Below are 26,127 nucleotides of genomic sequence, written 5' to 3'. Positions count from 1 at the left end.
CATGACGATCAGCACCGAACAACTCACGGCCTTCCTCTACCGCGAAGCGCGCCTGCTCGACGACCGGCAATGGGACGCATGGCTCACCTGCTATGCGCCCGATGCCGAATTCTGGATGCCGGCCTGGGACGACGACGACGAGCTCACCGTCGATCCGCAGCGCGAGATCTCGCTCATCTACTACCCCAACCGGGGCGGCCTCGAAGACCGCGTGTTCCGCATCAAGACCGAGCGCTCGGCCGCGACCCTGCCCGACACCCGCACCAGCCACAACATCAGCAATGTGGAAGTCGAGTCGCGCGACGGCAGCCTGGTGACGCTGCGCTTCAACTGGCACACCTTCAGCTACCGCTACAGGATCACCGACAGCTATTTCGGCATGTCGCGCTATGTGATCGACACGGCGGGCGCCGAGCCGCTCATCAAGCGCAAGGTCGTCGTGCTCAAGAACGACTACATCCATCACGTGCTCGACGTCTATCACGTCTGAGCCCAGCGCAATTGCGGCCGGCCCACTGCGCGCCGGCCCGCGCGGAGCCCCCATGAATCACCAGATCGCCCTGCAATTCGAGGACGGCGTGACGCGTTTCATCGCCGCCACGCCCGACGAGACCGTGGCCGACGCGGCCTTCCGCCAAGGCATCAATGTGCCGCTCGACTGCCGCGACGGCGCCTGCGGCACCTGCAAGTGCTTCGCCGAGTCGGGCAGCTTCACGATGGGCGAATACATCGAGGACGCGCTCAGCGAGGACGAGGCGGCGCAGGGCTATGTGCTCACCTGCCAGATGCGCGCGGCGAGCGATTGCGTGCTGCGCGTGCCGGTCACGTCCGACCTCTGCCGCGCCGCGCCGACCGTGTTCGACGCCCGCGTCGCCGAGCTGCAAGCGCTGTCGCCGAGCACGCTGGCGCTCACCATCGAGGGCGAGTCGCTGCGCGGCCTGTCCTTTCTGCCCGGGCAGTACGTCAAGCTCGGCGTGCCCGGCACGACCGAGACGCGTGCCTACTCGTTCAGCTCGATGCCGCAGGACGGCCGCGTGGCCTTCCTGATCCGCAACGTGCCCGGCGGCCTCATGAGCGGCTGGCTCACGCAGTCGGCCAAGGCCGGCGACGCGCTGCGGCTCGAAGGCCCGCTCGGCAGCTTCTATCTGCGCGACATCCGCCGGCCGGTGCTGATGCTGGCCGGCGGCACCGGCCTCGCGCCCTTCACCGCGATGCTCGACCGCATCGCGGCGCAAGGCAGCGCCCATCCGATCCACCTGATCTACGGCGTGACCCATGACGCCGATCTGGTGGCGACCGACCGGCTCGCCGAGCTGGCCGCGCGCATCCCCAACTTCACGTTCGCGACCTGCGTCGCCAATCGCGAAAGCGCCCATCCGCGCACCGGCTATGTCACCGAGCACATCGAGCCGGCGCATCTCAATGCCGGCGAAGTCGACATCTACCTCTGCGGCCCGCCGCCGATGGTCGAGGCGGTGAGCCGCTTCATCCGCGAACGCGCGCTCGACGGCGCCGGCTTCCACTACGAGAAGTTCGCCGCGAGCGTCTGATTTCCCGGCCCGTCGCGTCTCCAGGCGCGTGGGCCTTTTTTTGCGAGGCCGTTCATGAGCCAGAGATTCGAGAACAAGGTTGCCGTCGTCACCGGCGCGGCCCAGGGCATCGGCCGCCGCGTCGCCGAGCGGCTGCTGGAGGAAGGTGCAAGCCTGGTCGCGGTCGACCGCGCCGACTTCATCCACGAGCTGCGCGCCCTGCCCGGCGCCGACGGCCGCATCCTGACCCTCACCGCCGATCTTGAGCGCCATGCCGATTGCGAAGGCGTGATGGCGCAGGCGGTCGAGCGCTTCGGCAAGCTCGATGTGCTGGTCAACAACGTCGGCGGAACGATCTGGGCCAAGCCCTTCGAGCATTACCGCGAGCACGAGATCGAAGCCGAGGTGCGGCGCTCGCTGTTCCCCACGCTGTGGTGCTGCCATGCGGCACTGCCGCACATGCTTGAGCGCGGCCAGGGCGCCATCGTCAACGTGTCGTCGATCGCCACGCGCGGCGTGAACCGCGTGCCCTATGGCGCGGCCAAGGGCGGCGTCAATGCGCTGACCGCCTGCCTCGCCTTCGAGACCGCAGAGCGCGGCATCCGCGTCAACGCCACCGCGCCCGGCGGCACCGAGGCGCCGCCGCGTCGCGTGCCGCGCAACACCGAAACGCCGAGCGCCGACGAGCAGCGCTGGTACCGCCAGATCGTCGACCAGACCGTCGCCTCCAGCCTGATGAAGCGCTACGGCAGCATCGACGAGCAGGCCGGCGCCATCCTTTTCCTGGCCTCGGACGAGGCCAGCTACATCACCGGCGTCGTGCTGCCCATCGGCGGCGGCGACCTCGGCTGAGCCGTCACGGCGCGATCACCACAACCACCCGCAAAGGGGGAGACATGCAGTCCACCGACATTTCCGGCGTCATCGACAACGCGCGCTTCAACCGCTTTCACTGGAGCGTGCTGTTCTGGTGCGCACTCATCATCGTGTTCGACGGCTACGACCTGGTCATCTACGGCGTGGTGCTGCCGGTGCTGATGAAGCAATGGGGCCTGAGCCCGATCGAGGCCGGCGCGCTCGGCAGCTATGCTCTGTTCGGGATGATGGCCGGCGCGATGCTGTTCGGCCCGCTCGCCGACCGCTTTGGCCGCAAGAAGGTCATCGCCGCCTGCGTGCTGCTGTTCAGCGGTTTCACGGTGCTCAACGGCTTCGCCGCCACGCCGGGGCAGTTTGGCGTCTGCCGCTTCATCGCGGGGCTTGGCATCGGCGGCGTCATGCCCAATGTGGTCGCGCTCATCAGCGAGTACGCGCCCAAGCGCATCCGCAGCCTGCTGGTGGCGGTGATGTTCAGCGGCTATTCGGTCGGCGGCATGCTGTCGGCCACGCTCGGCATGCTGCTGATGCCGACGCTCGGCTGGCAGTGGGTGTTCTTCGTGGCCGGCGCGCTGTTGCTGCTGCTGCCGGCGATCCTGCTGTTCCTGCCCGAGTCGGTCGGCTTTCTGCTGCGCGCCGGCCGCGAGGACGAGGCGCGCGACATCCTGGCGCGGCTCGATCCGGACTTTGCCGCGCCGGCCGGCGTGCCGCTGCGCATGCCGGCCGCCATCACCCGGGGCGCGCCGCTGTTCGCGCTGTTCCGCGAGGGCCGGGCGCTGCGCAGCCTGATGCTGTGGACCGCCTTCTTCGCCTGCCTGCTGATGGTCTATGCGCTCAACTCCTGGCTGCCCAAGCTGATGGTCAAGGCCGGCTACGACCTCGGCTCCAGCCTGAGCTTTCTGCTGGTGCTCAACTTCGGCGCCATCTTCGGCGCGGTGGGCGGCGGCTGGCTTGGCGACCGCATCAATCTGCCGCGCGTGCTGGCGGCGTTCTTTGCGCTGGCGGCACTGTCGATCGGGCTGCTCGGCCATCCGCAACCGGCCTGGCTGCTCAATGCGCTGATCGCCGTGGCCGGCGCCACCACCATCGGTTCGCAAATCCTGCTGTATGCGCTCGGCGCCCAGTTCTATCCGATGGCCATGCGCTCGACCGGCCTCGGCTGGGCCTCGGGCGTGGGCCGCAACGGCGCCATCCTGGGCCCGATCCTGGGCGGCGCGCTGCTCGGCATGGAGCTGCCGCTCGACTACAACTTCTATGCCTTCGCACTGCCCGGCGTGCTGGCCTGCGCCGCGATGGCGGTGTTTGCGGCCGGTCATCGCGCGCCCGATCTGCCAGCGCTTGCAGCCACCGCCTGAGCGCGCCGGCGATGCCGCTCAGGGACTTCTCGCTCTCAGCCCTGACCGCCGGTTTCATGGCGGTGCTCATTTCCTACTCGGGGCCGCTCGTCATCTTTTTCCAGGCCGCTCAGCGCGCCGGCGCGGCCCCGGAAATGATCGCCTCCTGGGTCTGGGCCATCTCCATCGGCGCCGGCCTGTCGGGGCTGCTGCTGAGCTGGCGCTTTCGCGCGCCGGTCATCACCGCCTGGTCGGCGCCGGGCACGGCGCTGCTGGTGGCGCTGTTCCCGGCCATCTCGCTCAACGAGGCGGTCGGCGCCTATCTGGTGGCGGCGGCGGTGCTGGTGGCGATCGGGCTGTCGGGCGGCTTCGACCGGCTGGTCGGGCTCATCCCACGCGGCGTGGCCAGCGCGATGATGGCCGGCATCCTGTTCCGCTTTGGCGTCGGCGCCTTCACGGCGGCCGAGCTGGCGCCGACGCTGGCCTTCGGGATGATCGCGGTCTATCTGCTGCTGCGCCGGCTGCTGCCGCGCCATTGCCTGGTGCTGCTGCTCATTGCCGGCATTGCGCTGGCCGTGGGGGTCGAAGGCGCGAGCCTGCACGGCCTGCGGCCGAGTCTGGCGACGCCGATGTTCATCGCGCCCGAATGGACCGCGCGCGCCACCCTCGGGCTGGCGCTGCCGCTGGTGCTGGTGAGCCTGACCGGGCAGTTCATGCCGGGCCTGGCGATCCTGCGCCAGGCCGGCTATGACGTGCCGGCACGGCCGGTGCTGGGCGTGCTCGGGCTGGTGTCGCTGCCGGCGGCGCTGTTCGGCGGCATCACCCTGGTCACGGCATCGATCACGGCCGCGCTGTGCACCGGCCCCGAGGCGCATCCGGACCCGGCGCGGCGCCATGTGGCGGGGCTCGCCAATGGCGTCTTCTATCTGCTGGGCGGCAGCTTTGCCGGAACCATCGTGCTGCTGTTCACCGCGCTGCCCAAGACCTTCGTCGCGGTGCTCGCGGGGCTGGCGCTGGTCGGCGCCATCGGCAACAACCTGCTCGGGATGATGAGCGAGCCGGACCAGCGCGAGGCCTCGGTCATCACCTTCCTGGCGACGGCGTCCGGCATGTCGCTGTTCGGGCTGGGCTCGGCGTTCTGGGGCGTGGCGCTCGGGTCGCTGGCGTGGCTGGTGCTGCATCGGCCGTTCAGCGCGCCGTGGCTGGCGCGGGCCGCGCGAACGAGCCGGCCGGGCTGAGCTTGCAACCCGCCTGCGCCGATCCGGCCCAGGCGAGCCTTGTCGTTCAGGCTGAACGCTGCCGCCCGAGCCGGCGGTAGAGCGTGGCCCGGCCCATGCCGAGCAGCCGGGCGGCGGCGGTCACGTTGCCGCCAGCCTCGTCCAGCGCCTGCCGGATCGCGCTGTCCTCGGCGCGTTGCAGCAGGCCGCCTTCGGCACCGGAAAGCCTGGGTGCAGCGGCCAGCGCATCGGCCGCCAGTTCATCGTCGAAGTCGGCGCGGGTCAGCGGCGCCTGCGGCTCGGCCAGCGCAAACGCGCGCCGCAGCGCATGCGCGAGCTGGCGCACATTGCCCGGCCACGGTGCCGCGCGCAGCGTCTGGCGCAGCGCGCCGCCGATGCGCTCCGGCGCCTCGCCGGCGGCCAGTACCAGCGCGTCGAGCAGCGCATCGAAGTCGGCCCGCTCGCGCAGCGGCAGCAGCCGGAACGGATGGCCGGCGATGCGGTAGTACAGGTCTTCGCGGAAGCGCCCGTCGGCCACCTGGGCGCGCAGATCGCGGTGGGTTGCGCAGACGATGCGCAGATCGACCGTCACCGGCCGCGTGCTGCCCAGCCGCACCACCTCGCCGCTGTCGAGCACACGCAGCAGCGTGGCCTGGAGCGCCAGCGGCATGTCGCCGATCTCGTCGAGGAACAGCGTGCCGCCGGCAGCGGCTTCGATCTTGCCGGGCGCGCCGCCGCGCCGCGAGCCGGTGTAGGCGCCATCCACATGGCCGAACAGTTCGCCGGCCAGCAGCTCGCCCGGAATGGCGGCGCAATTGAGCGCGACGAACGGGCCGGCCGCGCGCTCGCTGGCCTGATGCAGGGCGCGCGCGGTCACGTCCTTGCCGCAGCCGGTCTCGCCGCTGAGCAGCACCGGCAGCGCGGCCCGCAGCGCGCGCGCCGCCCGGTCGAAGCCGGCATCGAGCCGGGCATCGCCGAAGCAGGGCCGCGCGGCGGCAGATGGCACCGAGCGTGCGGGCGCAATCGCGGCGCGTGCCAGTGCCGGCGCAAGCGGCTGGGCGCGCAGCCGCATGCCGTTCTGCAGCCGCAACGGCAGCTCGGGCGCAAGGCGCAGCCCGGGCGCCCAGGCATGGAAGCGCGCATCGAACAGCGCGCCGAAATCGAGCCCGACCAGACTCGGCGGCAGCCCGATGAGCTGGCGCGCGGCGCGCGAGGCCGCGATCAGCTGGCCGTCTTCATCGAGCGCGAGCCAGGCGGCGGTGCTGGCCGCGCCGGCGCCCGGCAGCTCGTCGCCGACATCGATGCCGATGCGCACATAGGCCGGCAGCTCCATGAACATGCGTCGCTCGATGCGCTGGGCGCAGCGCTGCGCGAGCCAGAGCGCGGCCTGCGACATGTTCGGCGCGTCATGTCCGACATCGACCGCGCCGACCACATTGCCCTGCGGATCGAACACCGGCGCCGCGCAGCAATGAAACAGCTGGGTATCGGCAAAGAAATGCTCCGGCCCGAACAGCCGCACCGTCTGCTGCTCGGCCATCGCGATGCTCATGGCATTGCTGCCGATGGCGCGCTCCGACAGATCGACGCCGGGCCGGAAGGCGTTGCGGAAGGTGGCGCAGTGCGTGGGCATCGCGCCTTCCACCGCCAGCGTGTGACCGTGGGCATCGGTGAGCAGCACGGCATAGCCGGCGTCCTGCATCGAGCGCGCGAGCGCCACGAGTTCGGGCCGGGCCGCGTCGAGCAGCGCCCGGTTGCGCTCGATCAGCAGGCTGGCCGCGGCGCGGTCGAGCGAGGTGAACTCGATCGGCTCGTCGATGCGGCGGCCGCCGTCGCGGCAGCGGGTCCAGGAGCGCAGGACCGCGTCCTCGACCAGCCCGTCGGCGCACTGGCCGTCGTTGAAGAAGGCATGGCGGGCGCGCCGGATGGTCTCCGGTGCATAGCCGCCGCCAGTTGCAAAAGAGGTAGCCACGATTCAGGTTCACACGCGCGGATGAAAAAGTGCGCCGACCCTAGCGACGCGGGCGCGCCAGCGTCAACGCGACCAAACCCCTAGCGCCGTCCGTCGCCCGACTGTGGTTTCGGCGTCTCGGCGTCCCGCAATGAGACCGGCGCATCCCGCAGCGGGACGCGCGAGACGCCGCCGCCAGCGCGCGCCGCTTCGCAAGCGCTTGATTTGGCAGGGACAAGCGCCGTCGCCAGCGCCGCCGGCCGGGGCGGTACGCCGCTTGCCCTAGGCAAACGCGGCGGGCCCAGACCCGCCCTCAGCCACCACCGAGGAGACCGGCATGAACATCCACGAACTTCCGCTTCCGTCGAGCGGCCTGATCTACAGCTCGGGCTGGCGCGAAGCCCACGGCGGCAGCGCCGAGGTGCGCGAGCCGGCGACCGGCGCCGTGCTCGGCCGCACCGGCATCGCCGACGCCACCGATGTGGACGAGGCCGCCCGCGCCGCCGCGCTCGCCCAGAAAGCCTGGGCCGCCACGCCCTTCGACCGGCGCGCCGCCGTGCTGCGCGAGGCCGCGCGCCTGCTCAAGGAGCGCGCCGACAGCTTTCGCTACTGGAACGTCCGCGAAGCCGGCTCGGTGCCGCTCAAGGCCGACTGGGAGCTGCACGCCACCTACGAGCAGCTGCTGATGAGCGCAAGCCTGCCGATGCAGCCGACCGGCGAGATCTTTCCGTCGGCCATGCCGGGCCGCACCAACTATTGGCGCCGCGTGCCCATTGGCGTGGTCGGCGTGATCTCGCCGTGGAACTTCCCGCTGCTGCTGTCGATGCGCTCGATCGCGCCGGCGCTGGCGCTCGGCAATGCCGTGCTGCTCAAGCCCGATGTGCAGACCGCCGTGATCGGCGGCGCGCTGATCGCCCAGCTGTTTGCCGATGCCGGCCTGCCCGACGGCCTGCTGCAACTGCTGCCCGGCGGTCCCGACACCGGCGACGCCGTCGTGCGCCATCCGGCGGTGTCGATGATCGCCTTCACCGGCTCGACCGGCGTCGGCCGCAGCATCGGCGCCACCTGCGGCCAGCTGCTCAAGAAGTGCGCGCTCGAACTCGGCGGCAACAACGCGCTGGTCGTGCTCGACGATGCCGATCTCGACGCCGCCAGCTCCAGCGGCGCCTGGGGCGCCTTTCTGCATCAGGGCCAGATCTGCATGCAGGCCGGGCGCCATCTCGTGCATCGCAGCGTCGCGGCGCGCTATGCCGAGCTGCTCGCCGAGCGCGCCGGCAAGCTCGCGGTCGGCGACCCGTTCACCGAGCCGGTCCATCTCGGCCCGATCATCAACGCCAGGCAGCTCGCGCGCATCGACGCCATCGTGCAGGGCGCGCTGCGCGACGGCGCCCGGCTGCTCACCGGCGGCCCGCAGTCCGGCCTGTTCTACCGCCCGACCGTGCTCGCCGACGTGCGACCCGACATGGCGGCGTTCAGCGAGGAAATCTTCGGTCCGGTCGCGCCCATCACCGTGTTCGACAGCGACGACGAGGCGGTCGCGCTGGTCAACGCCTCGCCCTATGGCCTCGCGGCCGCGATCCACAGCCGCAACGTGCAACGCGGCCTCGCCCTCGCGGCGCGGCTGCACACCGGCATGGTCCACATCAACGACCAGACCGTGAACAACGAATTCCAGGTGCCCTTCGGCGGCATGGGCGCGTCGGGCAATGGCGGGCGCTTTGGCGGCCCGGCCAACCTGCATGAGTTCACCGAGACGCAGTGGGTCAGCGTGCTCGAACAAGGCATCCAGTACCCGTTCTGACCAACAACAAGACCCAAGAGGAGACCCACATGAACCCGTCCCTGCGCACCGCCCTGCTCGGCGCCACGCTCGCCTTTGCCGGCACTGCCGCCCACGCCATCGACATCGACGCCGGCGACTACACCGCCCTGCCCGAGGGCACGAACATCGCGGCGCTCTACGCCCAGACCGCCCAGCGCGACCAGCTCTATGCCAACGGCAAGCGCCCGGCCGGCAGCTACGGCCTCGACTCCAACATCGGCATCCTGCGGATGATCCATTTCATGAAGATCGCCGGCTTCACGGTCGATCCGCAATTCCTGCTGCCCTTCGGCCGGCTCGAAGCCAAGAACGATCTGGCGCCGGCACTCGGCAACCGCAGCGGCGTCGGCGACCTGATCCTCGCCGCCACCGTCTGGCTGCATGAGGACGCGGCGAAGCGCAGCTATTTCGGCATCACGCCGTTCGTCTACGCGCCCACCGGCACCTACGACGCGAACAAGCCGCTCAACCTCGGCGAGAACCGCTGGAAGACCGCGCTGCAAGCCGCCTGGCTGTTCGGCCTCGGCGACAAGTGGACCATCGACCTCGCCGCCGACGTGACGGCCTACGGCAAGAACGACAAGGCCAATGCCGCCGGCGCCTCGCTCGAACAATCGGCCACGACCCAGCTCCAGGGCTTTGCGCGCTATGCGATGAGCCCGACCTGGGACCTGCGCGGCGGGCTGTCTTACGCGCATCTGGGCGAGACCAAGGTCGCCGGCGTGTCGCGCAACGACGCGGCCAATGTCACCAAGTTCCAGCTCGGCACCGCCGCCTTCGTCGGGCCGGCGACGCAACTGCTCGTCAACGTCGGCCGCGATCTGCGGGTGGACAACGGCTTCAAGGAAAGCGCGCGCGTGAACCTGCGCCTGCTCCAGGTCTTCTGACCGCCATCCGATTCAGGAGACAACCATGCGCATTTCCACGCCCGATCCGCGCGGCGCCGCCGCCCTGCCTGCGATGACCGCCGCCGGCGGCCTCACGCGGCGCCAGTTCCTGCTCGCCGCCGCCGCGCTCGGCCTGACCGCCGGCGCGCCCGCCACGCTGCGCGCCGCCGCGCCCGCGCCGATGAAATTCGTCGGCGCGACCGAGGCCCGCGTGTTCCAGCGCCTGCTCGACGTGATGTTGCCGACCGAGGGCAGCGCGCTGCTGCCGCCGGCCCAGGTGCCGGTGCTCCAGACGCTCGACGCGGCGCTGCTCGCGACCATGCCGCCGCACATCCTCGCCGGGCTGCGCGGCGGCATCGGCTATTTCAACGACGGCCCGAAGGCGGGCTACGGCAAGGCCTTCGTCGACCTCGGCGATGCCGACGCAATCGCCTTCTGCGACGCCTGGGCCAATGGCACCGAAGTGCCGCAGCGCGCGCTGAGCCTGGGCCTCAAGAAGCTCGTCGCGCTCGCCTACTTCGCCAATCCGCCGACCTGGGGACCGCTCGGCTACGACGGCCCGGTCACGCGCCGCAACCGCATTCCGTCGCTCGGCAACCAGCCGCTGCCCCAGGCTTGAGGAGACCAGCAACATGACCAACAAGACGATTCCGGTCGAAGTGCCGAAGCACGGCCTGCCCGTGACCCAGGCCAGCGACATCGCCGCCGGCGCCCATCTGCACCTGAAAGCCGACGCGGTCGTGGTCGGCTCGGGCGCGGGCGGCGCGGTGATGGCCTATGAACTGGCCAAGGCCGGCAAGAAGGTGATCGTGCTCGAAGCCGGCCCCTATGTGCCGTCCGAGAAATTCACCGAGATGCTCGCGATCAGCATGGGCACGCTCTACGCCGACCACGGCGGCCAGAACAACGACAGCGGCGACATCGCGATCCTGCAGGGCGCCTGCGTCGGCGGCTCGACGGTGGTCAACGCCGCGCTGTGCTTTCGCACGCCCGACTACTACCTCGACCTGTGGGGCCGCGAGTTCGGCCTGACCGCGCTCACGCCGGCGACCCTGCGGCCCTATTTCGAGAAGGTCGAGCGCAACCTCGGCATCCGCGCGGTCACGCCGCAGGAGACCAGCGGCGGCGCCGAACTGATCGCTGCCGGCATGGCCAAGCTCGGCCTGCCGCGCGGCGAGGCGCGCCGCAATGTGCGCGACTGCGTGCTGACCGGCATGTGCTTCGCGGGCTGCGCCTCGGACCGCAAGCAGTCGATGCTCGTGACCTATCTGCCGTGGGCGGTGCAGCACGGCGCAACCATCCATTCCGACACGCGGGTCACGCAGGTGCTGGCGCGCGACGGCAAGGCGACCGGCGTCGAGGCCGAGGTGGTCGACCAGCAGACCGGCAAGCCGAAGGCGCGGCTGCGCGTCGATGCGCCGATCGTGGTGCTGGCCGCCGGCCCGGTGCAGACGCCGCTGCTGCTGCTGCGCAGCCAGCTCGCCAACGGCAGCGGCCAGGTCGGCAAGAACTTCGCGTGCCATCCGACGATGTCGGTGACCGCGATGTTCGACCAGCCGGTCTACGACTTTCACGGCGCGACGCATTCGCTCTACATGGACCGCGACACGCTGCCGGAAAACGGCGGCTATCTGCTGCTCAACGCGGTGCAGGACCCGGTCGAGGCCAGCACCCAGGTCGAGCCGGGCACCGGCAAGCCCTATGTCGACTTCATGAGCCGCTACAAGTCCACGACTCGGCTCATCAGCCTGATCCACGACAAGAACGTGGGCGAGGTGAGCTGGAAGGACGGCGCCAAGTCGATCCGCTACGACGTGGACGACGAGGATTTCGAGGCGATGAAGAAGGGGCTCGCGACGACCTGCAAGGTGCTGTTCGCGGCCGGCGCGCGGCGGCTGTACATCCCGTCGTCGCAGAAGCTGGAGATCGACAGCGTCGAGGCGGTGGACGGCGTGATCGCCGGGCTGAAGAACGAGCGCTCGCGCTACCGCTACACGTCCTTCCATCCGCAAGGCACCTGCCGCATGGGCGCCGATCCGGCCAGGACGGTGGTCAATCCGCGCGGCGAGACGCATGACGTGAAGAACCTCTACATCGCCGATGCGAGCCTGCTGCCGACGTCCATCGGCTACAACCCGTCGGAGACCGTGTATGCGCTGGCGCACTACATCGCCGATGGGTTGAATGCGGCGCATCCGGCGGGGCGGCGGAGGGCGGCTTAGGTCGGGCGGGTTGGGGCGGCTTCGTTGCCTGCCTCATACGCTCATGAGGGCCGACGGTGTGGACGCGCCGTCAGCGAGCCTTGGCAATGCGCACCGAATCACCGGTGAAGGTCACCATCACGCCGTGACGGCTGCATGTGAGCTGCACATCGCACGCCAAATCGACGTCGAGCGGTTCGCCGCGCAGCCCTTGCCACATGGCCAGGTAGAGCAGGCTCCCGACCTTGCGCCCGGTCTTCGTCGGCTGCTCCACGCCCCCCTTCCACGGCAACAGAACCAGCTCGCCGGCGCCTGCCGCAGCGGCGAGCTCCGGTGTCTCGCCGGCCTTCTGCCTGCCGCGTTCCCAGCTGGCGATGAGGCCGCAATCGGGCCCGGCCCAAAGCTCCGGCCACGACAGGCCGGCGCGGTCTGGCTCGCTGACTTCGCGTTGCCAGCGCATCAGGCCGCCGCCGTGCGCGGGATCGCGTTCGCCCACTGGTCTTCCTGCACGAGCGCGATGGGCAAGCCGTCGCGGCGCAGCTGCATCGCCGTTTCGATCTTGATGCCGAAACTGCCGTGCTTCCATTCCGGGCTGCCGAGGCCACCGACGACCACGTAATCGACCTTGCGCGTGATGCTCGACGCGACCTCGCCGCCGTGCAGCTCGATCACCCTGGAGCAGGTCTTGCGCGGCCCGAACACGAAGTCGCCGGTGAGCACGAAGCGCCGACCTTCGAAGGTGACTTCCGCCGTGTGGTCGAACGCCAGCGCAGTGACGTGCGTGGGCTCGGCCAGCTCTTCAAGGCTACCGCCGATGAGGGACTGCAAGGTCGCCACGAGGTAAGCCCGCTCCTCCTCGGCAATGACGCCGTCGGCGAGGACCGCGCGTACCCGGGCGTGCAGCACGTCGCCGGGCCAGGTGAGCGACAGGCTCTCGTTGGCGACAAGCCAGCGATCGAGGAAGCGGATTTCGTCGTCGTTGAGCACGCCATCGCATAGCAGGCCCTGAGCGATGCCGACGAGCGCGCCCAGGGAGCGGTTGAGATCGTTCTTGAATGCGGCGCCCTGCCGGGCGAAGAAATTGGAAGCCATCGCCTGTATCCCGAAGCGGGCCGGATTGGCCCGCTTGCAGGCTGTCGCGGTGTGCGCTCACGGCTGGCGGCGTGGATATGGCTGTCCGAGAAGATCGGCACGAAGCGCCCGCCGCCGAGAACGCCGTGCGACAGCGACCAGGCCATCCCCTGCGCGCGGGCAACAAAAAAGCCCTTGAAGGTCAAGGGCTCGACTGAGGCATTGGCGGAAGCGGTGAGATTCGAACTCACGGATGGGTTACCCCATCGCCGGTTTTCAAGACCGGTCCATTAAACCGCTCTGGCACGCTTCCTTCGGGCGGGTGCGCATTCTAGCTGCGCCGCAGCGGATTCGGCCATGCCGAGCGCGCGGCGTTGTGCTGGCGGTCAGACGCCGATGCGCGCCGTCGTCGCGCGCAGCCGCAGCGCCAGTACCCGGCCGAGCGCGAACGACAGCTCGAAGGCGCGGCGCGGTTCGGCGAGCGCATAGCGCTCGAAGTCGCGCAGGTCGATGCGCAGCAGCGCGCAATCCTCGACCGCCCACACATTGGCCGAGCGCGGCGAGGCATCGAAGAACGACTGCTCGCCGACGATCGAGCCGGCCGGTACGTGCGACATGATCGACATCGTCAGCGTCTGACGCGCCACATAGGCCACCTCGACCGAGCCGCTGCAGACCAGGAACAGCGACTGCTCGGTGTTGCCGCTGGTGATGAGCGCATCGCCGGCCTCGATGCCGATCGGCTGCGCCAAGGCAGCCAGACTGGTCCAGTCGGCCGCGCTCCAGCCGGCGGGCAGCAGGCTGTCGTCGGCCCGGGCGGCGCTCGCGGCGGCGGCAAAACGGTGAATCAAGCTGTGGCTGTCCATCTGTCGGCGCGCACCTCGGCGCCTGGGCGCATCGGAAGGTTGGTGCCCGGGACCGGAATCGAACCGGTACGCCCTGTTAGGGGCTGCGGATTTTAAGTCCGCTGTGTCTACCTGTTTCACCACCCGGGCCTGGCGGGAAGCGGAGCGGGATGTTAGCGCCAAGTGCCCGCCGGACCGGCGCTCCCCTGGCAAGACGGTGAACAACGGTGCCCGCATCGGCTTTCCGCGCCGACAAGCGTCCGTCCGTCGGCTGATGACAAGCCGCTCTTGACTGCAATGCACATCACATAGCGATACAAGTCGATGGCTTCAGCCAGCTAAGAAAACCTAGGTTCAGTGGTCAATCGATGAACGGTCGCTTCTTGCGGTTCGCAGCGCAAAAAGCCCGTCCAATCTGCTTTATAAAAATTTTTAGTGAAATACTTCACACTTTCTCTGGTGTAGGCGGGCTCGCAGGCTGCTTTTGCCGCCAGTCGGAAAGCTGTGAGGATCAAATTTTCCTAAGTTAAATTCCTAGTCAGCGTCAGCAACGCTGCCCGTCACGGCTTGACTACGGGCAATCACCAATAGACCTCCTTGAGCGGAAACCGCCCACGACGATGCCGTTCCCGGTCGTCTCGGGGTCCGGCCTGCCGATGCCCGAACGCAACATGCCTCTGGATTCCCGTATCGACCTTCAACCCGTGGCGCGCCCGCCGGTCGACGCCCTGACCGGCGAGCATGCCGACCAGGCCGTGAGCCAGGCGGTCATCGATCTGGTGCTGCGGCTCGATGCCCTGGTGCCGGCCAGCGCCGGCCGGGTGACCGAGTTCATCGCGCCGAGCGGCGGCGAAGGCGTGTCGACCGTCGCCTGGTCGTTTGCCGAGGTGGCGGCCACGCTCTACGGCCGGCGCGTGCTGGTGCTCGGCATCTCGCCCGAGGTGCTGGGCGATGCGGCGAGCCGGCACCGGCCGCTGTTCGAGGCGCTGCGCGGTGGCATCGCGGTCGACGATCTGGTGTCGGAAGTGGGGCACAACCTGCATGCCGGCGCGCTGGTGCCGGCCGGCCATTCGCGCCGCCGTACCGCCGCCGACCTGACCGACGTGTCGGCCTGGCGCCTGCTGCGCGCGCGCTTCGACGAGATCGTGCTCGACGTGCCGCCGGCCTCGCGCTCCAAGCTCGGGCTGGTCTGCGCGCCGTTTGCCGATGCTGTGCTGGTGGTGCTCGAAGCCGAGCGCACCCGCGCGCCGGTGGCCGAGAAGCTGGTCGCCAACCTGCGCGCGCTGCGCGCCAATGTGGTGGGCACGGTGCTGAACAAGCGGCGCTTCTATGTGCCGGACGCGGTCTACCGCCGTCTCTGATCGCGCGCCGTGCATCGCCTCCAGGTCATCCTCCCGCCCGGCCCGCTGCCCGACTGGCTCGCGCGGCTGCTCGACCGCCTCCAGGACATGGTGCCCACGCCGCTGGTCGTGCTCGAAGCCGGGACCGCGCATTCCTCGCTCGGCTGGCGCCTGGCGCTGCCGGCGCTGCGGCGACGCGTGCCGGCACTGGCGCGCGGCGCCGACGACAGCTTTCCGCGCCAGCGCCCGGTCGGGCGCAATCCCGCCGGCAACGAGCTGGTGATCGATCTGGCCGGCGGCAGCGACGAGGACGGCGCGCAGAGCTGGCCCTGCTGGCGGCTGGTGGACGAATGCGGCCGGCCGGTGAGCGGCGCCTTCCCCGGCTTAGACGGCATTGCGCGCACGGGCGTGGGCACGGTGTTCGTGGTGGCCGACGGCCCGAACAGCGCCCGCGTGCTGCGCGCCGCGCGCATCGCCGCCGGCCCGGGCTGGACCGGTTCGCTCGACCGCTATCTCGACACCGCCGCCGCGCTGCTGGTGCAGACGCTGCGCGACTTCAAGGCCGGCGTGCCGCTGCATGCGGTCGGCGAGGTCGCGCCGCCGCCGCGCCGCATCGCGCCGCTGGCGCGGCTGGTGCAGGGCAAGGCGCGCGCGCTGCGCAGCAAGCTCGCCTCGATCTTCCTGGCCGAGTCGTGGATGGTCGGCTGGGTGCGCGAACCCATCGGCAAGGCCGCGTTCGACGAACGCATCGGCCAGCGCGTCGAATGGCTCGGCCAGCGCGAATCGACCGGCTATCTGGCCGATCCCTTCGGTCTGCCCGGCAGCACGCGCGAATTCTTTGCCGAGTACTTCGACGAGCGCAGCGGCGTCGGCCATCTGCGCCGGCTCAAGATCGTGCCCGACGGCCTGGAGGTGGTCAGCAAGTTCAACCCCGCCGGCGACAAACACGTCTCCTTCCCCTTCGTGTTCGAGGCCGAGGGCCGGCAATGGGCCATCGCCGAGACCGCCGCCACGCGCGAATGCTGGCTGCACGAACTGGACGAGCGCGGCCGCTGGCAGCGCGTGGCCTGCCTGCTCGAAGGCGTGGCCGCCGCCGATCCGGTCATCTTTCGCTGCAACGGCTTCTACTGGCTCGCCTATACCGATGCCGACGCCGGCCCGTTCGACAACCTCTGCCTGCGCTTTTCCGAAAGCCTCATCGGCCCCTGGCATGCGCACCAGAACAATCCGGTGCTGGTCGATGTGCGCGGCGCGCGCTGCGGCGGCACGCCGTTCTGGCATGACGGCGGGCTGTACCGGCCGGCGCAGGACTGCTCGCGCACCTACGGCGGCGCGGTATCGATCCGGCGCATCCTGGTCTGCACGCCCGACCGCTACGAGGAAGAGATCGTGCGGGTCTGGCAGCCCGACCCCTTCGGCGCCAATCCCGACGGCCTGCACACCGTGTCGGCCTGGGGCCGGTTCACGCTGGTGGACGGCAAGCGCATGGTGCTCAACCCGGTGGTGCTCAAGCGCAAGTGGCTGTTGCGGCTGCGCGCGCGCGGCCCGGTGCGCGGGAGCTGAGCGGTGCTGAAGCTCGTTTCCGGCTTTGCGCCGGCCCAGATCGTTCCGGGGCTGGCAGCCTTCCTGGCGGTGTATGCCTTCACGCGGCTGACCAGTCCGGCGGTCTATGGCGCCTACGCGCTGGCGCTGGCGCTGGCGCTGCTGCTGCAATCGACCGTGTTTCAGTGGGTGCAGGTCTCGGCCATGCGCTTCTCGCGCCCGGGCCAGATCAGCGATCCGCTGCGCGATGCCAAGGTGGAAGGCGCCATCTACCAGTCGTGGTGCCTGATGGTGCTGGGCTTCGTGGCGCTCTATCTGCCGCTGGTCACCTGCTTCCGCTTTCCCGGCCTCGACCGCGATGTGCTGCTGCTGCTGCTGCCGCTGGTGGTGCTGCGCGGGCTGGTGAGCGTGCAGCAGGCCTTCAACCGCAGCCGGCTGCGGGTGCTGCGCTTCAACCTGGTCGAAGCCGGCCAGGCCATCGGCAGCGTGGCCTTCGGCGTGGCGCTGGTGCATGCGTTTGCAAATCCGGCCATCGGCCTGCTGGCCGGCGCCACGCTGGCCTCGCTGCTGGCGGCGCTGCCGGGGCTTGGCCGGGTCGCGCGGCTGAGCGCCGGCCTGCTCGATCTGCGCCGCATCCGCGACTACCTGCGCTACGGCGCGCCGCTCACCGGCGCCTATGCGCTCAACTTCGTGCTGTCGTCGGTAGATCGCTTCCTCATCGAGCGGGTGCTCGGCAGCGAGGCGGTCGGCGTGTATTCGGTCGCCTACAGCCTGGTCGACCGCTCGCTCGCGTCGATTTTCATCGCGATCAATTTCGCGGCCTTTCCGCTGGCGGTGAAGGCCATCGAGACCGGCGGCATTCCGGCCGCGCGGGCCCAGCTGCGCCGCAACGGCGGCCTGCTGGCGATGGTCGCGATCCCGTCCTGCATCGGCATCGCCACGCTGGCCGAGCCGCTGGCCAGCGTGCTCATCGGCGACCGGTTCCGCGCCGGCGCGATTCCGCTGATGGCGCCGATCGCGCTCGGCGCGCTGCTGGCGGGCTTCCAGGTGCACTACTTCGATCACGCCTTTCACCTGTCGCGCAAGACGACCGGCCTGCTCTGGAGCCTGCTGCCCTGCGCGGCCTTCAACGTGCTGGCCAATCTGTGGGCGCTGCCGCGCTTTGGGCTGGCCGGTGCGGCCTGGGTCACGGTGGCCACCTATGCGCTCGGCGCGGCGCTCAGCGCGCTGATCGGCCGGCAGGTGCTGTCGGTGCCGCTGCCACTCGGCGCCATCGGCGGCGCGCTGCTGGCCTCGGCCGCGATGTGGGCGGCGCTGAGCTGGTGGGCGCCGGCCGAGGGCGTGCTCGAACTGGTGCTGGCCATCGGCGCCGGCGTGGCCATCTACTGGGCAATACAACTACTAATCAACATCAGGAACGCGCGCGCCTGGCTGGCTGGCCGGCGCGCAGGAAGGTTGGCATGAGCATGAGCGAACCCTTGCGGCTGGCGATCTATCTGCCCAACTTCGACGGCGGCGGCGTCGAGCGGATGAAGCTCGTGCTGATCGACGCCTTCATCAAGATGGGCATCGACGTGGTGGTGGCGATCCACAAGCGCGAGGGCGAGCTGCTGCACATGCTCCCCGAGGACGTGCATGTGGTGCCGCTGGAAGTGAACCGCACGGTGCAGGCGCTGCCCAAGATGATCCGCTTCCTGCGCGCGCTCAAGCCGCATGTGCTGCTGTCGAGCATGGGCCACAACAACATCGTGGCGCTGTGGGCGCGGGCGCTGGCGCGCACCGACACCCGGGTCATCATCAGCCAGCACAACGCGCTCAGCCGCGAAAGCGTGGAGATGGGCAACTGGCAGCACCGCTCGATGCCCGGGCTGTACCGCCGCTTCGGTCACATGGCCGACGCGATCATCGCGGTGTCGGAGGGCGTGCGCATCGACATGGCCGAGCACACCGGCATTCCGCTCGACCGCATCGACACCGTCTACAACCCGGTGCTCGATGTCGGCTTCGACAGGCGCGCGGCCCAGCCGGCGCATCACCCCTGGCTCGACAATCCGATGCTGCGGGTATTCGTCGGCGCCGGTCGCCTCGTGCATCAGAAGGACTTTCCGACGCTGCTGCGCGCCTTCGCCCGGGTGCGGGCGCCCGAGGCCCGGCTCGTCATCCTGGGCGACGGCCCCGAGCGCCGCGCGCTGATGGAACTGGCGCACGGCCTGGGCCTGAAAAAGCGGGTGCAGTTCGCCGGCTTCAAGCACAACCCGCTGCCCTACATCGCGCGCGCCGAGGCGCTGGTGATGTCGTCGATCTACGAGGGCTACGGCAATGTGCTGATCGAGGCCATGGGCTGCGGCACCGCCGTCATCAGCACCGACTGCCCCTACGGCCCCGATGAAATCCTCGACGGCGGCCGTTACGGCCAGCTGGTGCCGGTCGGCGACGTGGCCGCGCTGGCCGCCGCGATGGAACGCCAGCTCGCCTCGCCCTGGCCCACGGCGGCGCTGCGGCGCCGGGCCCAGTTGCAGCACGTCGACACCGTGGCGCGCAACTACCTCGAACTGTTTGCCCGCGTCAGCCCCAAGGCGCGCGAGTTCCTTGACGACCTGCCCTCGGCCTTCGACACCCGCCTGCCCGAACCGGTCGCGCATTGAACTCACCCATGTCCGATTACAAGATCGCCGTCTATCTGCCCGACATCCGCGTCGGCGGTGCCGAGCTGTCGCTCATCCGGCTGGCACGCGGCATGGCCCGGCGCGGCCCGCAGGTGCTGCTGGTGGTGCACGACACCGATCCGTCCACGCTGCATCTGGCCGCCGGCCTGGAGGTGGTGTCGCTCGACGTGAACCGCACCTTTGCCGCGGTGCGCCAGCTGGCGCGCTTTCTCGCCATCGAGAAGCCCGACGTGCTGCTGGCCGGCCTGCCGCACAACAACCTGGCCGCGCTCGCGGCACGCCGGCTGGCGCGCTCGCCGTGCCGGCTGGTGCTGACCGAGCACGCGCCGATCACCAACCAGATCCGTGCCGAGGGCGGCTGGCGCTTCAAGCTGCTGCCGACGCTGATCCGGCGCGGCTATCCGCTGGCCGATGCGGTGGTGGCGGTGTCGCGCGGCGTGCAGCTCGATCTCACCGCGATGATCGCGCCGCAGTTCCGCGCCAAGCTCATCTTCAATCCGATCATTCCGGAGGATGTGGACGAGCTCTGCGCCGAGCCGATCGACCATCCCTGGCTCGACCGCGACAACTACGACACCGTGCTGTTCGTCGGCCGCCTGAGCCGCGAGAAGCGCGTGCTGACGCTGGTGCGCGCCTTCAACCGCGCCCAGCGCCGCCGGCCGCGGCTGCGCCTGCTGATCGCCGGCGAAGGCCCCGACCGACCGCGCATCGAAGCCATGATCGACAAGCTCGATCTCACGCGGAAGGTGCAGCTGCTGGGCAATGTCGAGAACCCGTTCGCCTACATGCACCGGGCCAAGGTGTTTGTGCTGCCGTCGCTGTTCGAGGGCTTTGGCAATGTGCTGGTCGAGGCGATGGCCGCCGGCACGCATGTCATCAGCACCGACTGCCCGGTCGGCCCGCGCGAGATTCTGCAAGGCGGCAAGTACGGCGCGCTGGTGCCGGTCGGCGACATCGAGGCGATGCGCCGCGCCATCACCCATGCCGTCGACCATGACGAGCATCCCGAAGGCGCGACCGAGCACGCCATGGGCTTCACCGAGGAGCGCGCCGTCGGCCGCTATCTCGCCCTCTTCGAATCGCTGCTGTTCGGCCGCACCCGCGCGCCGAGCGGCGGCTGACCTGCCGCGAGCGCACACGCCATGAAAACCAAGCTCTCCGCCCTCGCCTGCGCCGCCCTGCTGGCCGGCTGCGCCACGCGCGATCTGCCGGCGCTGCCGCAGGCGCCGGCACAGCCGCCCGCGCCCGTCGCCACCGAGGCCGGCGCCACCTATCGCATCGTCGCCGGCGACCAGCTGGCGCTGCGCTTCGACTACCAGCCCGACCAGTCGGCCACGATCCAGGTGGCGCCCGACGGCGGCGCCACGCTGCCCTGGATCGGCTGGCAGATGCTGGCCGGCCGCACGCTCGACGAGGTGTCGCGCGACCTGACCGAGCGCTATCGCAGCGTGCTCAAGCGGCCCGAGACCAGCGTGAATCTGGCCGCCGCCACCGCCCAGCGCGTGTTCGTCGGCGGCGAGGTGTTCCGCGCCGGCTCGGTGCCGGTGACCGGCCGCGTGACCGTGATGCAGGCCATCCTGCTGGCCGAGGGCCTGCGCGAAACCGCCGCCGACAAGGTCGTGCTGCTGCGGCCCCAGCCGGGCGCCGCGCCGCTCGCCTACAGCGTGAACCTGCGCGGCATCCTCGACGGCAGCGAGCCCGGCGCCGACGTGGCGCTGCGCGGCGACGACATGCTGCTGGTGCCGCGCAGCGGCGTCGCCAACGTCAACCTGTGGATCGACCAGTACCTGCGCAAGAACCTGCCGATCAACGCCGGCATCAACTACAACATCACCCCGACGACGAGCATCGCCAAATGAGCGCCTACCTCCCCGACGTCATCGGCATCGACTACGACCGCAGCCGGCGCCTCACGCTGCGCGAGTTCCTCGTCATCGCCTTCCGCGACCGCCGCAAGATCCTGACCGGCTTCTTCCTCACCTTCACGCTGGCGGTCAGCGTGAGCTTCGTGCCCAAGCCGAGCTACACCGCCGACACCACGCTGCTGCTGCGGCTGGGCCGCGAATACGTCTACCGGCCCGAGACCGGCGACATCAGCAATGCCGCGCCGGTCGCCTACGACCGCGAGCAGACGCTGCGCTCCGAGGTGGAAATCCTGGCCAGCCGCGACAACCTGCAAGCGGTGCTCGACAAGATCGGCCTGGAGCAGCTCTATCCCAAGATCGCGCGCGGCAGCGCCGAGCCCGAGGAAAAGGTCAATGCCGCGCTGCTGCTGATGCAGGACGCGCTGACCGCGCTGCTGCTGAAGGAAAGCAACACCGTGCAGGTGACCTTCAAGCACCAGGACGCCGAACTGGCGGCGCGCGTGGCCAACGAGCTGGTCGCGGCCTACATCGAGCGCCGGCGCGCCATCTTTGGCCGCCATTACGGCGCCGAGGAGGAACGCAGCGTCGAGCAGCTGCGCGCCCGGCTCGATGCGATCGAGGCCAAGGTCGAAGGCTTCAAGCGCGAGCACGGCATCGTGTCCTTCGGCGAGCAGCAGGCCATCCTGCTCAAGCAGTTGCAGGATGCGCAGGACCGGCTCGACGCCGGCGATCTGGCGGTCGCGCAATCGGGCGGCCGGCTCAAGGCTCTCGACCGCAGCTTTGGCGGCGTGTCGGGCGACGTGGTCATCTATTCCGAGACCGCGCGCAGCGATGCGGTCGAGGCCGCGCGCAAGACCCTGCTCGACCTGCGCCTGAAGGAACGCGACCTCAGCTCGCGCTACGTCGACACGCATCCCTTCGTGGGCGATGTGCGCGCCGACATCGCGCGCACCGAAGCCTTCATCGCCGATACCGAGAAGGCGCCGCCCAAGACCGAGCGCGTGGGCCGCAGCCCGGTGCGCGACACGGTCGAGAGCGACCTGCTCCACACCCGCGCCGATTACGAGGCGGCGGTCGCCGCGCGCGCCAAGGCCGCCGCCTTCGCGCGCCAGGCCGAGCGCGCCTTGCAAGGGCTTTCAGCGCAGGAGCGCGAGATGCTCGACCTGCAACGCGAACGCAAGCTGGTCGACGACGCCTACGGCATCGCGCGCCGCCGGCTCGATGAAGCCCGCGTGCTCGACGCGCTCGACAAGGAGCATCAGACCAGCGTGAGCGTGGTGCAGCCGGCGCGCATTCCGCTCGAAGCCAAGCGGCTCCAGCCGATCATCATCGGCGTGGGCTTCGTGCTGAGCATCGCGGTCGCGCTGGCCATCGCCTGCTTCGCCGAGCTGTTCAACGACAGCTTCGCGATGCCCGAGCAGGTGGAACGCCGGCTCAAGCTGCCGGTGCTGGCGGCGATTCCGGAGCGGCTGCAATGAGCCGACCGAACGCGGGCGGTACACGCCGGCGCGTGCTGGCCGGCGCGCTCGCCTCGGCCGGCCTTGCGGCCTGCGGCAGCGCCGGCCAGCGCAGCGCGCATGCGGCCGCCGCCGATCCGGTCGGTCCGGCGCTGCTGCGCGGCGTCAACCTGAGCCAGTGGTTCGAGCTGGAGATGGACGAGCCGTTTTCGCCCGAGCAGCTGCTGACGCTGCGCCGCGTCGGCTTCGACCATGTGCGCATTCCCTTCGACCCGGAAAAGCTCGGCTGGACGCCCGGCGCCGGCAGCGCCATGCCGGGCTGGCCGCGCTACCGCGCCGCCATCGATTCGGCGCTGGCCGTCGGGCTCGACGTGGTGGTCGACATGCATCCGGGGCGCCAGCTCAAGGAGCGCATGGAGGCCTCGCGCAGCGACGAGACCGCCTTCGTCACGCTGTGGCAGGCGCTGGCCCGGCGCCTCGCCGACACGCCGCCCGAGCATGTGGCGATCGAGCCCTACAACGAGCCGCAGTACTACGGCTGGACCGCGCGCCAATGGAGCGCGGTCCAGGCGCGGCTGCTGGCGGCGGTGCGCGCATCGCTGCCGCGCCACCGGGTGCTGCTCACCGGCCATCAGGGCGGCAGCTTCGACGGGCTCAAGGCCACCGAGCTGCTGCCCGATGCCAATTGCGTCTGGCTGGTGCACTTCTACCTGCCTTACGTCTTCACGCATCAGGGCGCCAACTGGCTCGACAACGAGCACACCGCCGTCGGCTTCATGCGCGATGTGCGCTGGCCGGCGAGCGAGCTGGTCGCGCATCCGCCGACGCTCACCCGGCCGCATCCGCGTGCCGCGCGCGAGCTGGGCGCCTACCGCGACGAGAACTGGAATGCCGCCCGCGTCGACGCCTATTTCGCCGAGGTCGCGGCCTGGGCCCGCGGCAAGGGCGTGCGCGTGCTGTGCAACGAGTTCGGCGTGATCCGCGCCAATGTCGACGACGCCTCGCGCTGGCGCTGGATCGGCGATGTGCGGCGCGCCGCCGAGCGTCACGGCATCGGCTGGACCGTGTGGTCGTACACCTCGGGCTTCGGCATCGCCACCCGGCCGGCGCCCGGTGCCGCGCCGGTGTTCGACGCGCCCGCGCTGGCCGCGCTCGGCCTCGGCGCCGCCCGCTGACCGACGGAGCGCGCCGCATGCGATCCGCCAATCCGCTGCTCGGCGACCTGGCCGCCGCGCTGGTCTTCAGCTCGCTGGCGCTGTACCAGCTGATCGCCGATGCGCTGCTGTTCCAGCTCGGCATTCCGTACACGTCGGCGGGCGGCTCGCTGCTGGTCAAGCTGCATCCGGGCACCTGGGTCGGGCTGCTGGCCTTCGTGGTGGCGCTGGCGGCGCACGGCAATCCGGTCGCGGTGCTGGCGGCGGCGCTGCGGCGCCATCCGCCGCTCGGGCTGTGGCTCGGCGCCATCGTGTTTCTGCTCGGCTATTCGATCGCGCGCTACGGCCCGTCGGGCGCCGCCTTCCTGATCGACACGCTGATCATGCCGGCGGTCACCGCCGTCACCCTGCTGGCGCTGGCGCCGCAGCGCCGCGCGACGGCCTTCAGGCTGGTCATCGGGCTGATGCTGTTCAACGCCGCGATGGCGCTGGTGGAGACCGCGCGCCATGAGCATTTCGTGCTCTACACCGTGGGCGGCATCGAGCCGCATGAGGACTTGTTCCGCGCCACCGCGCTGACCGGCCATCCGCTCAACGGCGCGCTGGTCACCGGCACGCTGGCGCCGCTGCTGCTCACGCTGCGCATTCCGGCCGGCGCGCGCGCGCTGCTGCTGGGCTATGTGGTGCTGGCGCTGCTGGCCTATGGCGGACGCACCTCCTTCCTGCTCACGCTGCTGTTTCTGGGCGGCTATCTGGCGCTGACGGCGGCGGTCAAGCTGACGCGCGGGCGCTTCACCTATGCGCAGATCACCGGCGGCAGCGTGGTCGTGCTGCTCGGCATCGGCCTGCTGGTGGCGGTGGTGATGGGCGCCGGCCTGGGCGAACGCATCTTCACCAAGCTCAAGGTCGACGACAGCGCCGAGGTGCGGGCGCGCATCTGGTCGGTGTTCGGGCTGATGAGCGAGCAGCAGCTGATCGCCGGTGCCTCGCCGGCCGAGATCGCGCACTTCATCTTTCAGCTGGCGCTGCAGGACCCGCTCGAAACCATCGAGAACTTCTGGATCAACATGTACCTGCAGTTCGGCGCCATCGGCTTCCTGCCCTTCGTGGCGGCCATGGTCGGGCTGCTGCGCTGGCTGTGGCGGCTGGCACCGGGGCCTGCGCGGGTGTCGATCCTGATCTTCGTGGTGGTGTCGTCGTCCAACAATTCGCTGTCGGCCAAGGGCTCGATGCTGACGACGGTGGTGGCGGCGCTGGTCTGCCATGCCAGCCGACGGCGCGACCGCAGGCTCGAACGGCGCCGCGCGCGCCGCACCGCGGCCGAACCGGGCGAGGCTGCGCCGGCCGGTGCAGCCGGCGTGCTGCCTGACCGGTGTGCCGCTCGACCTCAAGCCTTCGGATAAAGCCCGTGCGCGCGGCCGAACAGCCGCGCAAGCCCCAGCAGCGCATCGACATTCGGTGTGCGCATGCCCAACCTCCGGCCGATCTCGTGCACCGCGCCGACCAGCGCATCGAGCTCGATCGCGCGACCGGCGGCGACGTCCTGAAGCATCGAGGTGCGGAAGGCACCCAGCCTTGCGGTGATCGCATGGCGGTCGTCCGGGCTGTCGGCGATCGCGCAGCCGAGGCGCCCGCCGATGGCTGCCGCCTCGCGCATGACCGCCGAGCAGAATTCACGCACCAGCGGGTCGGCCAGCACCTGGTCGACGGTGGCGCCGGTGATGGCGCTGACCGGGTTCATCGTGAGATTGCCCCAGAGCTTGAACCAGACGTCCTGACGCACATTGCCGGACGGCCGAACGTCGAAACCGCCACGCGCCAGCAGCTCGACCACCGCCTGCACCCGGGCCGACTGCCCGCCGGCCGGCTCGCCGACGATGAGTCCGGCGCCCATGCCGTGCTCGACCACGCCGGGCTCGCGCACCGACGCGCTCGCATGCACGACGCAGCCAAGCACCTGGCGCTGCGGAATGGCGCGCGCGATCGCGCCGCCCGGATCGACGCTGTCGAGCGGCGCCTCGAAGCCCGGCAGCCCGGCGCAGAACCACCACGGCACGCCGTTCATCGCCGGCAGCACCAGCGTGCCGGGACCGAGCAGCGGCGCGATGCCGGCCGCCACCGCCGCCAGCGCCGGCGCCTTCACCGCGACGATCACCAGGTCCTGCTGCCCGAGCGCGCCGGCATCGTCGCTGGCCAGCACCGGGCCGGTGACCGGTCCCTGTGCCGTCGCCAGCCGCCAGCCGTGCTCGCGCAACGCGGCCAGCGTCGCGCCACGCGCCAGCGCGCTGGTGGGCACCCCGGCCGCCGCCAGCCTTGCTCCGATCAATCCGCCGATGGCGCCCGCGCCGACGATGCATGTCTTCATGCCTGCCC

The 26,127-nt window shown here is 70.3% G+C and carries 23 protein-coding genes and 2 tRNA genes; 18 read left to right on the top strand and 7 right to left on the bottom strand.

The window, feature by feature from the left end; all coding sequences use genetic code 11:
• Window position 1: 1 nt before the first annotated feature.
• Genes benB through B9P64_RS22075 form a run of 5 tightly spaced genes read left to right on the top strand, consistent with a single transcriptional unit; the run spans window position 2 to window position 4,974 of the window.
• Window positions 2-490 carry a benzoate 1,2-dioxygenase small subunit gene (benB, locus tag B9P64_RS22095; protein WP_085317018.1) on the top strand — a complete coding sequence of 163 codons (489 nt, stop codon included), beginning with the start codon at window positions 2-4 and terminating at the stop codon, window positions 488-490.
• A gap of 52 nt (window positions 491-542) precedes the next feature.
• On the top strand, window positions 543-1,550 hold the full coding sequence (gene benC, locus B9P64_RS22090; protein WP_085317017.1) for a benzoate 1,2-dioxygenase electron transfer component BenC: 1,008 nt from the start codon (window positions 543-545) through the stop codon (window positions 1,548-1,550).
• A 54-nt stretch (window positions 1,551-1,604) separates the two neighbouring features.
• On the top strand, window positions 1,605-2,381 hold the full coding sequence (locus B9P64_RS22085) for a 1,6-dihydroxycyclohexa-2,4-diene-1-carboxylate dehydrogenase (protein WP_085317016.1): 777 nt from the start codon (window positions 1,605-1,607) through the stop codon (window positions 2,379-2,381).
• Window positions 2,382-2,425: 44 nt separating this feature from the next.
• Complete coding sequence (locus tag B9P64_RS22080) at window positions 2,426-3,757, top strand: MFS transporter (RefSeq protein WP_085317015.1); 1,332 nt, start codon at window positions 2,426-2,428, stop codon at window positions 3,755-3,757.
• An 11-nt stretch (window positions 3,758-3,768) separates the two neighbouring features.
• Window positions 3,769-4,974, top strand: coding sequence for a benzoate/H(+) symporter BenE family transporter (locus B9P64_RS22075; RefSeq protein WP_085317014.1), 1,206 nt, complete (start codon window positions 3,769-3,771; stop codon window positions 4,972-4,974).
• Between the two features lie 46 nt (window positions 4,975-5,020).
• Here B9P64_RS22075 and B9P64_RS22070 read toward each other — a convergent pair whose 3' ends face one another.
• Window positions 5,021-6,925 carry a sigma-54-dependent Fis family transcriptional regulator gene (locus B9P64_RS22070; RefSeq protein WP_085317013.1) on the bottom strand — a complete coding sequence of 635 codons (1,905 nt, stop codon included), beginning with the start codon at window positions 6,923-6,925 and terminating at the stop codon, window positions 5,021-5,023.
• A gap of 316 nt (window positions 6,926-7,241) precedes the next feature.
• On the opposite strand from B9P64_RS22070, the gene B9P64_RS22065 reads away from it, so the two are divergent.
• From B9P64_RS22065 to B9P64_RS22050, 4 genes are read left to right on the top strand one after another with little or no spacing between them, the layout of a single operon-like run.
• On the top strand, window positions 7,242-8,705 hold the full coding sequence (locus tag B9P64_RS22065) for a benzaldehyde dehydrogenase (RefSeq protein ID WP_085317012.1): 1,464 nt from the start codon (window positions 7,242-7,244) through the stop codon (window positions 8,703-8,705).
• Between the two features lie 29 nt (window positions 8,706-8,734).
• Window positions 8,735-9,613, top strand: coding sequence for a transporter (locus B9P64_RS22060; protein WP_085317011.1), 879 nt, complete (start codon window positions 8,735-8,737; stop codon window positions 9,611-9,613).
• Between the two features lie 25 nt (window positions 9,614-9,638).
• Window positions 9,639-10,232, top strand: a complete 594-nt coding sequence (locus tag B9P64_RS22055; RefSeq protein WP_085317010.1) for a gluconate 2-dehydrogenase subunit 3 family protein — start codon at window positions 9,639-9,641, stop codon at window positions 10,230-10,232.
• Between the two features lie 13 nt (window positions 10,233-10,245).
• A complete protein-coding gene (locus B9P64_RS22050; RefSeq protein ID WP_085317009.1) occupies window positions 10,246-11,835 on the top strand; it encodes a GMC family oxidoreductase in 1,590 nt (529 codons plus the stop codon).
• Between the two features lie 70 nt (window positions 11,836-11,905).
• Here the strand turns inward: B9P64_RS22050 and B9P64_RS22045 are convergent, their stop codons facing one another.
• The 5 genes from B9P64_RS22045 to B9P64_RS22025 all read right to left on the bottom strand — a co-directional run bounded on the left by B9P64_RS22045 (window position 11,906) and on the right by B9P64_RS22025 (window position 13,880).
• Window positions 11,906-12,310 (bottom strand): hypothetical protein, encoded by a 405-nt coding sequence (locus B9P64_RS22045; protein WP_217808735.1) that lies wholly within the window; start codon window positions 12,308-12,310, stop codon window positions 11,906-11,908.
• Window positions 12,274-12,906 carry a BRCT domain-containing protein gene (locus B9P64_RS22040; RefSeq protein WP_085318250.1) on the bottom strand — a complete coding sequence of 211 codons (633 nt, stop codon included), beginning with the start codon at window positions 12,904-12,906 and terminating at the stop codon, window positions 12,274-12,276. The genes B9P64_RS22045 and B9P64_RS22040 overlap by 37 nt, the downstream gene beginning before the upstream one ends.
• A gap of 202 nt (window positions 12,907-13,108) precedes the next feature.
• Window positions 13,109-13,198, bottom strand: a tRNA-Ser gene (locus tag B9P64_RS22035).
• Between the two features lie 73 nt (window positions 13,199-13,271).
• The gene (locus B9P64_RS22030) at window positions 13,272-13,751 is read right to left on the bottom strand and encodes a Crp/Fnr family transcriptional regulator (RefSeq protein WP_085318249.1); all 480 of its coding nucleotides are present in this window, start codon (window positions 13,749-13,751) and stop codon (window positions 13,272-13,274) included.
• 40 nt (window positions 13,752-13,791) lie between these two features.
• Window positions 13,792-13,880: transfer RNA gene (locus B9P64_RS22025), tRNA-Leu, on the bottom strand.
• Window positions 13,881-14,401: 521 nt separating this feature from the next.
• Between B9P64_RS22025 and B9P64_RS22020 the strand changes: the two genes are divergently transcribed.
• The 9 genes from B9P64_RS22020 to B9P64_RS21980 are packed head-to-tail and all read left to right on the top strand — an operon-like array spanning window position 14,402 to window position 25,157.
• A complete protein-coding gene (locus B9P64_RS22020) occupies window positions 14,402-15,091 on the top strand; it encodes a P-loop NTPase family protein (protein ID WP_139826469.1) in 690 nt (229 codons plus the stop codon).
• A gap of 9 nt (window positions 15,092-15,100) precedes the next feature.
• A complete protein-coding gene (locus tag B9P64_RS22015) occupies window positions 15,101-16,633 on the top strand; it encodes a glucosamine inositolphosphorylceramide transferase family protein (RefSeq protein ID WP_085318247.1) in 1,533 nt (510 codons plus the stop codon).
• A 3-nt stretch (window positions 16,634-16,636) separates the two neighbouring features.
• Window positions 16,637-18,076, top strand: a complete 1,440-nt coding sequence (locus B9P64_RS22010; RefSeq protein ID WP_085318246.1) for an oligosaccharide flippase family protein — start codon at window positions 16,637-16,639, stop codon at window positions 18,074-18,076.
• A complete protein-coding gene (locus tag B9P64_RS28295; RefSeq protein ID WP_085318245.1) occupies window positions 18,073-19,257 on the top strand; it encodes a glycosyltransferase in 1,185 nt (394 codons plus the stop codon). The genes B9P64_RS22010 and B9P64_RS28295 overlap by 4 nt, the downstream gene beginning before the upstream one ends.
• 8 nt (window positions 19,258-19,265) lie before the next feature.
• Entirely contained in the window at window positions 19,266-20,399 is a 1,134-nt protein-coding gene (locus tag B9P64_RS22000) for a glycosyltransferase (protein WP_085318244.1), read from the top strand.
• A 21-nt stretch (window positions 20,400-20,420) separates the two neighbouring features.
• Window positions 20,421-21,137, top strand: coding sequence for a polysaccharide biosynthesis/export family protein (locus B9P64_RS21995; RefSeq protein WP_085318243.1), 717 nt, complete (start codon window positions 20,421-20,423; stop codon window positions 21,135-21,137).
• Window positions 21,134-22,621: a GumC family protein gene (locus tag B9P64_RS21990; RefSeq protein WP_085318242.1), complete on the top strand. Its 1,488-nt coding sequence runs from the start codon at window positions 21,134-21,136 to the stop codon at window positions 22,619-22,621. Before B9P64_RS21995 ends, B9P64_RS21990 begins: the two co-directional genes overlap by 4 nt.
• Window positions 22,618-23,775, top strand: a complete 1,158-nt coding sequence (locus tag B9P64_RS21985; protein ID WP_085318241.1) for a glycoside hydrolase family 5 protein — start codon at window positions 22,618-22,620, stop codon at window positions 23,773-23,775. The genes B9P64_RS21990 and B9P64_RS21985 overlap by 4 nt, the downstream gene beginning before the upstream one ends.
• Window positions 23,776-23,792: 17 nt before the next feature.
• Entirely contained in the window at window positions 23,793-25,157 is a 1,365-nt protein-coding gene (locus B9P64_RS21980) for a VpsF family polysaccharide biosynthesis protein (RefSeq protein WP_085318240.1), read from the top strand.
• Here the strand turns inward: B9P64_RS21980 and B9P64_RS21975 are convergent.
• A complete protein-coding gene (locus B9P64_RS21975) occupies window positions 25,142-26,119 on the bottom strand; it encodes a 2-dehydropantoate 2-reductase (protein ID WP_085318239.1) in 978 nt (325 codons plus the stop codon). The two genes, B9P64_RS21980 and B9P64_RS21975, sit on opposite strands and share 16 nt — an antisense overlap.
• Between the last annotated feature and the right edge of the window lie 8 nt (window positions 26,120-26,127).

It is taken from the genome of Derxia lacustris, assembly GCF_002105195.1.
In the GTDB taxonomy this organism is placed as follows: domain Bacteria; phylum Pseudomonadota; class Gammaproteobacteria; order Burkholderiales; family Burkholderiaceae_E; genus Derxia; species Derxia lacustris.
Note: the sequence above shows the minus strand (reverse complement) of the source record. Positions and strands in the feature narration are given on the sequence as shown.